This window comes from Kaistia adipata DSM 17808 (assembly GCF_000423225.1).
GTDB lineage: Bacteria > Pseudomonadota > Alphaproteobacteria > Rhizobiales > Kaistiaceae > Kaistia > Kaistia adipata.
In genome coordinates, this window is record NZ_AUHO01000007.1 from 560,037 (window position 1) to 574,699 (window position 14,663).

10 protein-coding genes are annotated in these 14,663 nt (G+C 68.1%); 4 read left to right on the forward strand and 6 right to left on the reverse strand.

Going from position 1 to position 14,663, the window contains the following annotated elements; all coding sequences use genetic code 11:
• Nucleotides 1–128 precede the first annotated feature (128 nt).
• The 3 genes from G539_RS0107570 to G539_RS27540 are packed head-to-tail and all read left to right on the forward strand — an operon-like array spanning nucleotide 129 to nucleotide 2,555.
• Nucleotides 129–1,043, forward strand: a complete 915-nt coding sequence (locus G539_RS0107570) for a tagatose-bisphosphate aldolase (protein WP_029074653.1) — start codon at nucleotides 129–131, stop codon at nucleotides 1,041–1,043.
• A gap of 26 nt (nucleotides 1,044–1,069) precedes the next feature.
• The gene (locus G539_RS27535; RefSeq protein WP_245576824.1) at nucleotides 1,070–2,014 is read left to right on the forward strand and encodes an ROK family protein; all 945 of its coding nucleotides are present in this window, start codon (nucleotides 1,070–1,072) and stop codon (nucleotides 2,012–2,014) included.
• Nucleotides 2,015–2,018: 4 nt separating this feature from the next.
• A complete protein-coding gene (locus G539_RS27540) occupies nucleotides 2,019–2,555 on the forward strand; it encodes a P-loop nucleotide/nucleoside kinase family protein (protein ID WP_245576825.1) in 537 nt (178 codons plus the stop codon).
• A gap of 4 nt (nucleotides 2,556–2,559) precedes the next feature.
• Here G539_RS27540 and G539_RS0107580 read toward each other — a convergent pair whose 3' ends face one another.
• Entirely contained in the window at nucleotides 2,560–5,760 is a 3,201-nt protein-coding gene (locus G539_RS0107580) for a GH36-type glycosyl hydrolase domain-containing protein (protein WP_029074654.1), read from the reverse strand.
• Between the two features lie 295 nt (nucleotides 5,761–6,055).
• Between G539_RS0107580 and G539_RS24060 the strand changes: the two genes are divergently transcribed.
• A complete protein-coding gene (locus tag G539_RS24060) occupies nucleotides 6,056–8,911 on the forward strand; it encodes an autotransporter family protein (RefSeq protein ID WP_035830540.1) in 2,856 nt (951 codons plus the stop codon).
• Nucleotides 8,912–8,984: 73 nt separating this feature from the next.
• On the opposite strand, the gene G539_RS0107590 is transcribed toward G539_RS24060, so the two are convergent.
• The 5 genes from G539_RS0107590 to G539_RS0107610 all read right to left on the reverse strand — a co-directional run bounded on the left by G539_RS0107590 (nucleotide 8,985) and on the right by G539_RS0107610 (nucleotide 14,567).
• A complete protein-coding gene (locus G539_RS0107590; RefSeq protein WP_029074655.1) occupies nucleotides 8,985–9,866 on the reverse strand; it encodes an SMP-30/gluconolactonase/LRE family protein in 882 nt (293 codons plus the stop codon).
• A gap of 10 nt (nucleotides 9,867–9,876) precedes the next feature.
• Entirely contained in the window at nucleotides 9,877–10,857 is a 981-nt protein-coding gene (locus G539_RS0107595) for an ABC transporter permease (protein WP_029074656.1), read from the reverse strand.
• Nucleotides 10,854–11,891 (reverse strand): ABC transporter permease, encoded by a 1,038-nt coding sequence (locus G539_RS24065; RefSeq protein ID WP_245576826.1) that lies wholly within the window; start codon nucleotides 11,889–11,891, stop codon nucleotides 10,854–10,856. The genes G539_RS0107595 and G539_RS24065 overlap by 4 nt, the downstream gene beginning before the upstream one ends.
• Entirely contained in the window at nucleotides 11,888–13,390 is a 1,503-nt protein-coding gene (locus tag G539_RS0107605) for a sugar ABC transporter ATP-binding protein (RefSeq protein WP_029074657.1), read from the reverse strand. The genes G539_RS24065 and G539_RS0107605 overlap by 4 nt, the downstream gene beginning before the upstream one ends.
• A gap of 118 nt (nucleotides 13,391–13,508) precedes the next feature.
• Entirely contained in the window at nucleotides 13,509–14,567 is a 1,059-nt protein-coding gene (locus G539_RS0107610) for a sugar ABC transporter substrate-binding protein (RefSeq protein WP_029074658.1), read from the reverse strand.
• Nucleotides 14,568–14,663: the final 96 nt, after the last annotated feature.

The following is a 14,663-nucleotide window of genomic DNA, read 5'->3' on the forward strand; positions in this document are numbered from 1 at the left end:
AGGGCGGTCCATGCGCGATGAGGGCGGCGCGATACGGATCCGGCGATCGGATCTGCTATGATCGCCCCCGGTAGCTCGATGATTTCGCCAAGGCCGGCTCGTCCGGCGACAGATCGGACCATTGCAGCATGACCAGAATGTCGACTTCGGAATTCCGGGGCTACCAGCAGATCTGCGGCCGTGACGGCGCCATGATGGTGATCGCCTGCGACCAGCGCGGCGGCATGCGCACCATTCTCGCCAGTGATCCGGAGGAGCAGGCGAAGATCGGCAACGACATCCTCGGCGATACCAAGGCCGACATCACCCGCTATCTCGCCAACGAGGCCTCCTGCGTCCTGCTCGATCCGGTCTGCGCAGTGCCGCATGTCATCGAGAACGGCGCCCTGGCGCGCGACACCGCGCTTCTGATCGGCCTCGACGCCTCGGGCTGGGATACCTCGCCCGAAGGCTACCGCCTCTCCAAGCTCGTGCCCGGCATCAACGCCCGCCGCGTGCGCGAGCTCGGCGGCACCGGTGGCAAGATCATGGTCTATCTGCGCGCCGACCACGCCGGCGCCAATACGGCGAACATCGAGATCCTGCGCCAGGTGATCGCGGATTTCACCCGCGAGGACCTGCTGCTCGTCGTCGAGTTCCTGACCTACCAGCTCGAGGGCGAGAGCAAGGAAGACTACAAGGCGAAGACGCCGTGGCTGATCGAGGAGGGCACGCGCATCTCGCTCGAGCTCGGCGCCAAGGTCTTGAAGCTGCCTTATCCCGGCACGGCCGAATCCTGCGCGAAGATCTCCGCCATGGCCGGCGAGGTGCCGTGGGCGGTGCTCTCCGCCGGCGTCGATCACGAGACCTTCCTCGGTCAGGTCGAGATCGCGATGCAGAACGGCGCCTCGGGCGTCATCGCCGGCCGCGCTCTGTGGAAGGATTGCATCCATCTCGACCGCGACGTGCAGCGCGAGCGGCTGACGACGATCGCCGTGCCGCGGCTGCGCCAGATCCAGGCCGTGCTGCAGCGCTATGCGGCCGGCGCGCAGAAGGCGGCCTGACCTCAACCGCGCGGGAGCCGTGCACCATGCTCGATACGTCTTCGGCCATCGGCATCGATATCGGCGGTACCAATCTCCGGGCGGCGCGGGTTTCCGGCGCCGGCGCGATCCTCGAACGCGTCTCCGAGCGCATCGACCGCGAGGCGGACGCGGCCGTGCGGCGGATCGTCGAGCTGGTGCGCCAGCTCGACCGGCCGGAGGTGACCGCGATCGGCATCGGCGTGCCCGGCCGGGTCGACGCGCGCCGCCGCGCCGTGCTCTCCGGCGGCTATCTGAACCTCGCCGGCACGGCGCTCGCCGAGCGGGTCGAGGGCGCGGTCGGCAAGCCGGTCGCCATCGACAATGATTGCAACATGGCGCTGGTCGCCGAAATCGCCGTTGGCGCCGCGCGCGGCCGCGAGAACGTCGTGATGTTCACGATCGGCACCGGCATTGGCGGCGCCATCGTCCAGGAAGGTCAGATCGTGCGCGGCCGCGGCACGGCCGGCCAGCTCGGCCACATCACCGTCGACGTCAACGGCGCCCCCTGCGTCTGCGGCCGGCGCGGCTGCGTCGAGACGACGAGCTCCGGCACCGCCTTCGCTCGCCACGTGCTGGAGGCCGGGCTGCCGTCGGGGACCACCCTCGACGAGGTGATCCGCCGCGCAGCCAAGGGCGATGAAGCCGCCGGCCGGGTGCTCGACGCCTGGATCCGGCCTTTGCGCGCCGCGATCGACAGCGCCGCCGCCGCCTTCGATCCCGATCTCGTGCTGCTCGGCGGCGGGCTCGGCAAGGCGGCGCATCGTGCGCTGCGCAAAGCGCCGGCGCTGGCGCCGTGGTATCAATGTCCGGTGATGGCGGCCGAGCTCGGCGACGATGCCGGCATGATCGGCGCCGCCGTCAGCGCGTTGATCGAGCATCGTTCGCCGATCCTGCCGCCGGTGCCGCTCGCGCTGGCGACGGAGCCCTCAGCCCTCGAAAGGCCCGCCTGATTTCATGAAGCGCGCAGTCCTCGTCAATGGCGTGCCGGCGACCGGCAAGAGCACGGTTGCGCGCGCGATCTCGGCGCGCATGGGCTGGATCACCCTGACGCTCGATTCCGTCAAGGAGCCGTTCTTCGACCAGCTCGGCCTCGGCGACCGCGAGTTCAACCGTGCCCTCGGCCGGGCGAGCTACCACGCGATCTGGTCGATCCTCCGCGACGCGCCGGACGAGACGACCGTCATCATCGACGCCTGGTTCGGCTTCCAGCCGCGCGAGGTGCTGGAGGCGCATATCGCGCGCGCCGGCGTCGGCGCGACGGCGGAGATCTGGTGCCATGCGCCGCCGGAACTCCTGGCGCAGCGCTATGGCGACCGGCTCGGCGAGCGTCATCCGGGCCATCCCGGCGCTGCCTTCATCCCGGAACTGATCGAGCTCGCCAAGCGCGGCGCACCGGTCGACTGCGGCCCGCGCTTCGACGTCGACACGACCGCGCCGCTCGACCTCGACGCGCTGATCGGCTGGCTCCGCCCGGCGCTACGGCTGGGCTGAGCCCTCAGGACACTTCTGCCCCGAATGACCGTCGCTTCCCGAGGAGGCGGCCGACGAAGAGCTGCGTGTAGATCCCAGGGCCGCTCGAATAGATGCGCCAGCCGCCATCCGCCGCGATCGAGGCATCGCGCACGCGGTTCCATTCGGCGCTCGCCTGGTAGCGATCGTGGAAGGCCGCGTCGCTGGAGCTGAAATAGGTGTTGCGCTGGCGCAGCGACGCCTGCGGCAGCAGATCGGTGACGGCGATCGGGTTGACGAAGGCGAGCGCCGCGCGGGCGCCGTCGACGTCGCCGCTGATGGCCAGCGCCTCGCAATAACGGATATGCGCGTGCACATACATGAGCCCGATCTCGCGGCCGAAGTAGGCGGCGGATTCGGCCCGGCGGAACAGGGTCTCGACGCCGCCGCGATAGGCGACGGGCCGATCCATCAGCCTCGCCCCGTCCGGGAAGAGTAGGTGCTGCTCGATCCGTTCGAGATGCCGGCGCGTCTGCTCGGGCGTGAACAGGCCGCCGATGATGGCCTGCGTCATCGGGATCAGCGAATAGGCGAGTCCCGTACGCTGGTCGCTTGGATGCAGCAGTAGCTCGACCCCGTCATGGTCCGGCGCGAACACGCCGTAGCCGGCGAGGATATCGTCGCGGATCAGGTGGCGGTTGACCTCGTCGCGCATCGCGTCGGCGAGGCCGTCCAGCCCATCGGCCTCGGCCGGCGCACCGGTCCGGCGCAGGATCGCCGCATAGCGGCGGACCTGCTCGTAGAGCAGCGCCACGGTCCAGCTCGACACCATCCAGTCGTTCAGATGCGGATCGGCTGGCTGGAGGGAATCGTTCCAGTCACCATGGCCGTAGCGGATCAAATGCGTGCCCGGTACGAAGCGGTCGCGCACGGTCTGCAGCAGCAGGTCGATATGGGCGCGGATTGGCCCGGTTTCCGCCGTCGGTTCCAGATTGTCGTACCGCCGCCAGGGTAGGGCTTCGTCGAGGATGCCGAGATCGCCCGTCGCCTCGACATAGTCGCAGAGCGCCTTCAGCGGCCAGACGACGATGTCGCCATGCGCGTCGCCGGCGCGGATGTTGGAATAGGGCGGCAGCATGAACCATTGCGGCCAGTCGCCCCGCGTCCGGTACTGCTCGGCGAAAACGGCGGTGACGATGGCACGCGCCGTCGTGTCATGGCGCAGCGCCAGCATGAATTCGAGCGGCCCCTGGCAGACGTCGCGCGTGCCCCAGGCGGCGCCGGTATATTGCTCGAGCCCGTGCGGGACGGTGAGGTGGACGATCGCGTCATGCGCCAGCCAGGGCAGGATCGCCTGCTCGGCCGTCAACTCGTCGCCTGCGCCGGGAACGCGCAGATCTCCGGTCACATGGCGCCAGTATCGGCTCGCCGGCTCCAGCATCGCCTTCTCGTCGACGCCGGCCGCGTAGAGATCGGCAAGCCGATCGGCCTCGGCCGCGTCGGTCATCGAGCCGGTGACGGCGAAGGCGAACGTCTGGGTTGGGGCCGTGCGGAACGCGGCATAGCCGCCCGTCCGCGTCGCGCCCTCCTCGAAGAGCAGCTCGTCGCCGCCGATCGCCTCGATCGCGTCGGGCGTGCTGGTCGTGAGGTGATAGACGGCGTCGGGATGCTTCTGGCCCCAGAGCCAGTCCGGGCCGGGGCGGAAGGCGATCCGTTTCGCCGTCGCGTCGACCGTGATCCGGCCGCTCTGCTCGTACTCCCGTTCGCCGAGCACGATCTGGCCGAAGACGAGGAAGCGAGCCGGCGGCCCGTCGATTTCGACGCGCCACTGCATGGCGGCGTCGGTGCCGGAGGCGGCGGCCGAGACGGTGACGATGCGGTCGGCGAGCCGGTAGATCCAGCGGCAGTCGCTCAAGCCCATGTCGAAGGCCGACGGCACGGTGAGCAGCCGCCAGCCATCGCCGGTGTCGATCAGCATGCGCAGGCCGCTCGCCCGCGTGATGTTGTAGGGATCACGCGAGACGGAAAAGAGCTTGTGGAACGAGGTGTTGCCGATGGTGAGCTGCGCCGCGAACACGCCATGCATCCAGCAGGTCGCGGCAAGCGTCGCCTCGTCCGGCATCAGGCTCTGGCCGCTCCGGAGGATCGCGCCGTGCCGGCGGGCGACCAGCAGCTCCTTCTCGGCGAGCACGACATGGCGATTGAGCGTCCCGTCGGGGACGAAGAAGGAGAGGAGCGAGGTCTCGTCCGTCTCCGCCAGCGCGCGCCGGGGATAGAGGCGGTCGAGCAGCGTCGCGTCGAGGGGGAGGATGGCAAGCGGCGGCGCGTCCTGCAGCAGGCTGCGCGCGGTCGGCTCTCCCGCCTCCATGCTGGCTTTCGGAGCTGGGGCGGTGATGTCTTCGATCACGGCGAGATCGTCGCCGCCCGAGGCTTCGCGATGATCGGCGGCGAAATGGCCGAAGAAGGTCCAGCTTGCCATGTTGCCCGGCGTGAGCGTGATCGGCTTTGATTGCAGGGTCGGGCAGGCGAGCTCTTGCTGCTGGACGCGGCTCGGCAGCGCGATGCCGAAGCCGAAATCCAGGGCCGCGGCGTCGCGATAGCTGGGACCGAAGAGCTGGATCGCATCGGTCGCGAAGGCGGCAACGCCATCGACACAGCCCTGAGCGAGCCAGGGAAAGCGCCCGCCCTGGGCGAGGTTTTGCCGGCTCATGATCACCGGTCCGAAGCGCGGATGCTGGGCGATGTGGTGGTCGAGATATTGCGAGGCATAGGCCTCGCTGCCCATCAGGAAACCGCGTCCGCCGAGTCCGAGGTCCTGCGCCAGGATGATGTCGCAGGGGACGGGTTCGGTGCCGTCCTCGAGAGCGAGTTCGATCTGCCAGAACCAGCGCGGCGCGTCGGCGCTGAGTTGCAGCGTGACGGTATGGGCGATGCCGTTTGTCGCGCCCGACCAGCGAAAGGCGGAGGCGCTGGCCGCGAAGGACACGTTGGCGCCCGGCCCGACGATCTCGGCGACGAACGGCCTTGCGCCGCCGACGCGCAGCCAGATCCGGCCGATGCCGCCGTCGACGGGCGAGCCGAGGACCTGGTTGATCAGAATCGCCCCGCCGCCCGCGTCATGGCTGATGGCGAAGAGGGCCCCGTTCGGCAGGACGGAGACGGAGAGGCCGGCCGCGTTGGTGATCGACCGCAACCCGAGCCCGGCATCGCGGGGCGTCACGAACTCGCGGCTCCTGGAATCCGACATTGTCGCCTCGCTCATGCATCGCCGGCGGTCCGGCAGGGCATCTTAGCGCCAGACGGAAGACTTTGCCGAGTGTGGCCCCCTGGAGGCGGCATTCGGGGGTGAGCACGGAAAAGTTGTATTGGCGTGCAGTTTATTAGTTTACCTGATTGAAATACCACCATATGTTGTCCGGACAATTTGGGGGAGGGGCCGGTTTCGTCTGTAGCGGCAAGGGGTTGGTTCGAATTTTGAATCATTTCTTTTGCCCTGACGAAAAGGCCTGGGTCCGCCCTCGGGCGGCATTGGGGCTGACATCATGACACTGTATTCCGTGGCCGGCGCGCGGGCGAATGGCGCGCGCCGAGTTGGCCGTGTGCTGCGTTCCGGCGCATCGCATCTTGCACTCGGCACCGGCCTGGCGCTGATCCTCGGCCAGCCGGCCATGGCGGCGAGCTACACGGCGGGCAGCGAGCAGGAGTTGCGGGACGCTGTCGAAGCTGCGAACGCCGCCGGCGATGCGACATCGACAATCACGCTGACAGGCAGCTTCACCGTTTCGACCGCGTCGCTGCCGACCGTCACGAAGAATCTGACGATCGACACGGGCAGCTACTTGCTGACTGCCAATGGGGACAGGAAACTCGCAACGGCCGCCGGTGCCTCCCTGACGATCGTCGGCAAGACCGCCGGGACTGCCGCCTACGGCACCGGGGCTGGCCGGTTGCTGGTCGACGCCGCGGGCACCGTGGTGATGAGCGGCGTTACCGGGAATTACTACGGCGGCATATCGGTCGAGGCAGGCACGCTCTTGATCAATGGTGGCAGCCAGATCGAGATGGGCAACACCGTGTTGGACGGATCCGTCCGTCTGACTAGTGATTCTTCCTCCCACCTCATCATTAGCGGCGCGGGCACGGAAGTCCTTGCGCGTGACGGAACCGGTTCCCTTTCGGGGGATGGCGCCGAAGCCACCATGACCGTCGAGCGTGGCGCGCACTATGTTCAGGGTACTGGGGGCTTCCTCATCGCTTCAGGCAGTAACAACCGCAGGGGGACGCTGAACGTCGATGGTGACGGCTCGCTGGTGACGATGGCCGGACTAAGCGTGACCCATGGCCTAGGCACCATCAACATTACCAATGGCGGCGCCCTCGAGACGACAAGGGCGGCCCTGGGCGGCTTGCTTCAACTTGCCCAGACCGGCACCGGCGTGGTCACGGTTTCGGGCGAGGGCTCGCGTTGGACCAACAGCCAAGACTTCCTGCACTATCGAGGCACGATCGACGTGCTCGACGGCGGCGAGATCAGCACGGCATCCATGCGGGTTGCTCATATCGCGAACACGGTTGCGTCGGTGCGCATCGCCGGCACGGGATCCGCGATCCGGACCACCGGCTCGGGTGACATCGATTTTGGCGCAATCGGGACCGGAACGCTGACTCTGGCCGACGGTGGACTGCTGAGCGTCCGTGACGGTGCCGGCGTGCTGAAGCTGACCGGCACCAATGCCGCCGGCAAGGCGACACTGAACATCGGCGGCGGCGTGGGCCAGGCGGCCACCCGGGCCGGTACTCTCGAGGCGGCCGGAATCACCCTCGGGACCGGTTCAAACGTCATCAACTTCAACCACACCGAGACGGGCTATGTCTTCGACATCCCGATTAACGGGTCCGGCGCGGTCAACCAGTTGGCCGGGCACACCATCTTCAACGCCGACCAGACCGATTTCGCCGGCCTGACGAGCGTCTATGGCGGCACGCTTTCCGTCAATGGCGAGCTCGGCGGCACGATGGAGGTGCGCGGTGGCCGACTGCAGGGTATCGGCACGGTCGGCGATACCGCCAACTATGCCGGCGGCGTCATCGCGCCGGGCAATTCGATCGGCATGCTGACCATCGACGGCGACTACACCGGCCATGGCGGCGTGCTCGAGATCGAGGCGGTCCTGGGCGCCGACAATTCGTCGACGGACCTGCTCTACATCACCGGCGACAGCCTGATCGGCACCGGCGCGACGCAGGTGCGGGTTGTCAATGTGGGCGGCGCGGGCGCCGAGACCACCGGTGACGGCATCAAGATCGTCGAGGTCGATGGCGTTTCGGCGGCCGATGCCTTCGTGCTCTCGGGCCCGGCGATCGGCGGCGCCTACCGCTATGATCTGTTCCAGAACGGCCTCTCTGACCTGACGAACACTGACGGCGACTGGTATCTGCGCGCCGACGGTCTGGCGCCGACGCCGCCGACCTATGAGAGCTATCCGGCCGTGATGCTCGGCCTGATCTCGCTGCCGACCTTGCAGCAGCGCGTCGGCGATCGTCGCCCCGACCGGACCAACGAGGCGGCGGACACCGCGCTCTGGACCCGCATCGAGGGCGCGCATGCCCGCGTCAAGGCCGACAGCTCGACCACCCAGGCGTCGTATGACAGCGACCTGTTCCAGCTGCAGGTCGGGCTCGACGGCGAGGTGATGGAGAGCGCCTCCGGCGCGCTCGTCGCCGGGCTGACGGCGCAGTACAGCCGCGTCCGCGCCGACGTGTCGTCGACGCTCGGCAACGGCTCCAACACCACCGAGGGCTACGGCATCGGCGCCACGCTGACATGGTATGGCGCGAACGGCGTCTATGTCGACGGCCAGGCGCAGCTCGCCTGGTTCGATACCGACCTCTCGGCCGATGGCGTCGGCAAGCTCGTCGATGGCCATGACGGCACGGGCTATGCGCTCTCGATCGAGGCTGGCCGCGAGTTCGCCGTGAAAGAGGGCTGGACGGTGACGCCGCAGGCGCAGCTTGCCTATACCTCGGCCGATTTCGACGATTTCGTCGATCCCTATGGCGCCGCCGTGTCGCTTTCGAAGGGCGAGAGCCTGGAGGGCCGGGTCGGCGTCGCGCTGGGTCGCGATGCCAGCTGGCAGGATGATTCCGGCCGCGCCGTCCGCACGCATGTCTACGGCATCACCAGCCTGACCTACGAGTTCCTCGACGGCGCGACCGTCGCTGTCTCGGGCCTCGACCTGGTGGCGGAGCCGCAGAAGTTCGGCGCCGAGTTCGGCGTCGGCGGCACCTACAACTGGGGCGCCGAGAAATATGCGCTGCATGGCGAGGCGCTCGCCTCGACCAGCTTCGACGGCTCCTACGGCTACAAGGGCACGGTCGGCCTCACTGTCGGCTTTTGAACCGAAACCGTCCCTACGAATGCGAAAATGGCCGGGGCAGTGCCCGGCCATTCTCTTTTTTCCGGATGGGGCATCAGCCCTTGAACGGCACCAGCGGCAGGCCCTTGGCGCCGACGTCGAGCGCGAACAGGCCGCCGGGGTTGCGCTGGCCGGCGAGCTGTTCCGGCGTACGGTTGTAGATCGCCGTCGTGACATAGAGCACATCGAGATCCCGGCCGCCGAACTCGCAGCAGGTCGGCAAGTCGGTCGGCATTTCGATCGTGCGCATCAGCTTACCCGCCGGATCATAGCGCAGCACCTTGCCCTTGAACGGGATCGTCGCCCAGTAGCAGCCCTCGGCATCGACGGTGGAGCCGTCGACCACGCCGCCCATTTCTGACAGGTCGAAGAAGGGGCGCTGATTCTCGACTTCGCCGGTGGCGGGATCGAAATCCCAGGCCCAGACCACCGGGCCGTGGCTGTCGGTATAGTAGAGCGTCCGGCTGTCCGGGCTCCAGGCAAGGCCGTTCGAGCAGCCGAAGCCGCCAGCGACCTTGTGCACGGAGAGATCCGTGTCCATCCGGTAGAGCGAGGCGTTCTTGACCACCGGCTTGCCCGGCGCCTCGAACATCGAGCCCGACCAGAAGCGGCCCTGGCGGTCGGTCTTGCCGTCATTGAAGCGGTTGTCGGGGAGGTCGGCCTCCGGGTCGACGATCCGTTCGAATCGACCGCTCGCCGGATCGAAGAAATGGAAGCCGCTTGCCATGGTGAGCACCAGCCCGCCCTTCTCGCGGAGCGCGATGCAGCCGAGATATTCCGGCGCGTAATAGGTGTCGGTCTGGCGTGTCGCGGGATCGAAGGCGTGGATCGCCTTGGCGTAGATGTCGATCCACCAGAGGCGCTGTCCCTGGGGGTCCCAGTAGGTGCTCTCGCCGAGCTGGGCCTTGGCGTCGACGACGCATTCGATGTCGGTCATGGGTATTCCTCTAGGCGGATGGGCTTTGCCGGCGGCGGAAGCGCGGCAGGAAGGCGGAGAGGCCGGAGACGGCGTCGCTGGCGAGCGAGACGGTGACGAGGATGACGACGCCGTAGACGATCAGCAGCGCGCCGCTCGAAAGGTTCAGCGCCGGCAGCAGTCCGGTCAGGATCGTCAGCACGAGGGCGCCGGCGATGGTGCCGATATAGTGGCCGCTGCCGCCGAGGATCGACGCGCCGCCGATCGCCACCGCGGCGATCGAGGTGAAGAGATAGGGATCGCCCATGCCGAGATAGGCCTGCGCCGTGTAGCCGGTGAGCAACATGCCGGCGAGGGCGGCCGTGAAGCCGGAAAGCGTGTAGGCGAGCACCGTCGTCAGGAAGGTCGGCACGCCGGAGAACTCGGCGACGGTGGCGCTGGTGCCGACCGCGTAGAGATAGCGGCCGAAGGCGGATTTCGACAGCAGCACGGTCGCGACGACCGCGAGCGCGATCCAGATCAGCACGACGACCGGGAAGCCCAGGATCCGCCCGACGGCGAGGAACTGGATCATCGGCGGCGCCGTCGCGGTCGGCGCGCCGCCCGTATAGACGAGGATGCCGCCCTGCAGGATGACGTTGACGGCGAGCGTCATAATGATCGGCGGCACGCCGAACAGCGCGACGCCGAGCCCGTTCACCATGCCGACCAGCGCGCCGGCGGCGAGCAGCAGCGGCACGATCCAGAGGAGCGGCGCGTCCTGGCTGCCGGCCAAGAGCGTCATCAGCACGGCGGCCGAGTTCAGCACCCAGGGCACCGAGAGGTCGATGCCGCCGCCGATGATGACGAAGGTCTGGCCGAGCGCGACGATGCCGATGAAGGCGGCGAGCACGGCCGTGCTGCGGAGATGGGTCGGCGACAGGAAGCCCGGCGCGACGACGCTGGTCAGCAGCAGCAGCACGATCATGCCGAGATAGGCGAGCAGGATGGCCCGGTGCCGGCGCAGGTTCATGTGAGGCTCCGTCGGGCGGATTTCTCGGCGATCGAGCTGGCGAGCACGGCGACCAGCAGGATGATGCCGGAGACGATCGGCTGCCAGTAGCTCGAGATCTCGAGCACGAAGACGAGATTGCCGATGATGGTGAGGATGTAGGCGCCGATGATCGTGCCGACGAGGCCGCCGCGGCCGCCGAACAGGCTGATGCCGCCGATCACTGCCGCCGCCACCGAGGGCAGGATGTAGTCCTTGCCGATGGTGGGCGAGCCGGCGCCGGTCTGGGTCGTCAGGTAGAGCGCCGCCAATGCCGCGAACAGGCCGGAGAGCGCATAGGTGGCGACATTGATGCGAAGCGGCGAGACGCCGGAGAGCAGGGCTGAGCGCTCGTTCGAGCCGGTGGCGCGGATCGAGATGCCGAGCCTTGTCCGCTTGAACCAGAACCAGAAGGCGAGGAGCAGGATCAGCAGCCAGACCGAGCTCGAGAGCCCCAGCCAGTTGGCGAAGCCGAACCGCATCCAGCCGGCCGGCAGGCTGCCGCCATCGGTCGGCAGGATGATCATCGCCGCGCCGGACAGGATCGACCAGGTGGCGAGCGTCACCAGGAAGGGCTGCAGCCGCAGCACGGTGATGAGCACGCCGTTGAGCGCGCCGACCAGGCCGCCGATGGCGACGATGCCGATTGCCCAGGCCGTGGCCTGCGCCGGATCGGTGCCGAAGCGGGTGGCGGCGAGCACGGTGCCGAGGCTGATCATGCCGCCGATCGAGAGGTCGATGCCGCCGCGCAGGAGCACGATGGTCTGGCCGGTCGCGGCGAGGATCAGCGTCATCGCCGCGGCGGTGTCGAGGTTGAGCTCGTCGATCGTGAACACGCCCTCGCGCAGTGTGCCGTAGAGCGCGAGCAGCGCGACAAGCATCACGCAGGGAATGATCAGCGACGCCCGGTCGATGAGGGCGGCGCGCAGGCCGGCCGTGGCGGCAGGGCGCGGCTGTGCGTCTGGCGCGGGATGGGAGGAGGCCGGCTTCGGCCGATCGATCGTCGTCATCGTCATGCCGCCCTCTCGATCATGGCGGCGCGCAGGATCTGCCGTTCCGAATTGTCCTCGCCCTCCAGCACCGCCCCGAGCCGGCCGTTACGCAGCACCGCGACACGGTCGGCGACATGCACCAGTTCGGCGAGGTCGCTCGAATAGAACAGGATGGCGTAGCCCTTGGCCGCCAGGTCGCGCATCAACTGGAAGATCTCGCCCTTGGTGCCGACGTCGATGCCGCGCGTCGGATCGTAGAGCAACAGGATGCGCGCTTCGGTCAGCAGCATCTTGCCGAAGATGACCTTCTGCTGGTTGCCGCCGGAGAGCGTGCCGGCGAGCTGCTCGGGCGTTCCCGCCTTGATCTTCAGCGCCGCGATCATCTCGTCGACGAGCTTCGCCTCGCGCTTCGGATCGGTGAGGCCGAAGCGGGTGAAGCGCGAGATCACCGAGAGCGTCAGGTTCTCGCGCACGCTGCGCGACAAGAGCAGGCCGTGATTGCGCCGGTCCTCGGGAACGAGGGCGAGGCCATCCCGGCCGGTCAGTGCCTGGCGCGGACCGCGGATCGTCTTGGCCTTGCCCCAGATCTCGACCGTGCCGCGCGCGCCGCCGATGCCGAACAGCGCCTGGAACAGCTCGCGCTGGCCGTGGCCCTGCATGCCGGCGACGCCGAGGACCTCGCCCTCGCGGAGGTCGAGGTCGATGTCGGCGAGGCGGTGGCCGGCGCCGAAGCCGCGCAACCGGACGGCGACCCGGTCGGTCGCCGTCGGCTTCCGTTCCGGATAGAGGCGGTCCATGCGGCGGCCGAGCATGTCGGCGATGATCGTCTCGTCGTCGACTTCCTTGGTGTCATAGGCGGCGACCGTCGCGCCGTTGCGGAAGACGGTGATGCGATCGGCGATCTGGCGCACCTCGCCGAGCCGGTGCGAGATATAGATGACCAGCGTGCCGGCCCTGGCCAGGCCCTGCGACAGCCCGAGCAGCCACTCCGTCTCGCGGGGCCCGAGCGCCGAGGTCGCCTCGTCGAGGATCAGCACCTTGGGATCGGCGGAAAGCGCCTTGGCGATCTCGACCAGCTGGCGATCGGCGAGCGTCAGCCGGCGCAGCTCCTGGTCTGGGCGGATCGCCGGGAACTGGTGCCGGGCGAACAGCGCCTCGGTCGCCTCGCGCAGCGCGCGGGCCCTGACGGTGCGGGCAAACGACAATGGCTCGCGGCGGAACCAGATGTTCTGCTCGACCGTCAGGTCGGGGATCAGCGACAATTCCTGGAACACCGGCGAGATGCCGGCGTCGCGCGCGTCCTGCGGATGGCGCGGCCGATAGGGCTGGCCGCCGAGTGTGACCGTGCCGCCGTTCGGCCGCACGGCTCCGGCGAGGATCTGGATGAAAGTGCTCTTGCCGGCGCCGTTCTCGCCGAGCAGCGCATGCACTTCGCCGGCGCGTGCCGAGAAATCCGCGCGGCTCAGCGCGACGATACCGCCATAGTTCTTGGTGACGGCGGTGGCGGTCAGAAGTTCGGTCATGCTCGGCCGAGCCCTCGACGGGAATGGAAGGCGAGACGCCGTCTGTCGGGCGGGCGTCCATGAGGGCCTCGCCCCCATGCGGGGCGAGGCGATGGCGACAGGGTGCCTGCCGGCTTCGTCAGGTGCCGGCGGCTTCCTGCGGCGTGATCTCGACCCAGTCCGGCGTGATCGGCAGCGACAGGCCCGGCGCGAGATCCGGGAAGGCGTTCTTGCCGATCTCGATCTTCTCCATCTTCACGTCCGGATAGAGCTTCGAGGGCTGCGGATCGGTGGCGAGGAAGGGGCCGTAGACGAAGACGTGCTTGTCCTTGACTTCCTTGCCGTCGAGGATGTCGACCGCGAGCTTCAGCGCCTCGGCCGAGAGATAGGCCGGGTTGGTCTCAAGGATGCACTCAGCCCCTTCGGTCTGCGCGCAGACCAGCGAGGCGGTGTTGTAGCCGCCGCCGGCGACCGGCACGAGCGGGCGGCCGGCATCCTGAAGTGCCTTGATCGCGCCGGAGCCGTAGCCCTGGGTCAGGATCGCGTCGACCTGCGGATGGGCGGCGAGCAGCGAGGCGACGCCCTCCTGCTCGGGGCCGAGCGCGTAATTGCCGTTGAAGTAGCCGACGATCTCGATGCCGGGATAGTTCTTCAGCACCTTCTCGAAGCCGGATTGCAGCTGCTCGGAGATCGGCGCGCCGGCGAGGCCGCGATCAACGAACACCTTGCCCTTGCCGCCGATCTTCTCGGCGATCCATTCCGCCTGCACGGCTGGAATGCGGTTCCAGTCAGATTCGAGCTTGTAGGCGCAGTCGGCGGTGGCCACCTGGTCGAAGGTGATGACGAGAATGCCGGCGGCGCAGGCCTTCTCGATCGTCGGGTTCAGCGCCGTCGGCGAGCCGACGTCGATCAGGATGGCGTCCGGCTTGGCGCGGATGATGTTGTTGAGCGAGTTGATCTGCGCCTGCGTCGTCGTCTCGACATTCTCGACCTTCAGGTCGACGCGGCCGGCGAGCGGCGGCTTCTTCACGGTGGTTTCGGCGATGCGCAGCATCTGCTGGCGCCAGTCATTGCCGACGAAATTGTTGGAGAGATAGATCTTGTAGGGCTTCTTTTCCTCGGCCTTGGCCCCGGGAACGAGGCTAGACGTCAGAACGATCGCCGACAGGGCGGCGAGTGCGGCGGCTGTGCGCTTCACGGTGTTTCCTCCCTCAAGGAACGCTGTCCAGCATGGGTGCGGATGCTTCTTCCGAAAGGCGGCATCCGTTTTGATAACGCTACCATCATCCGGCGA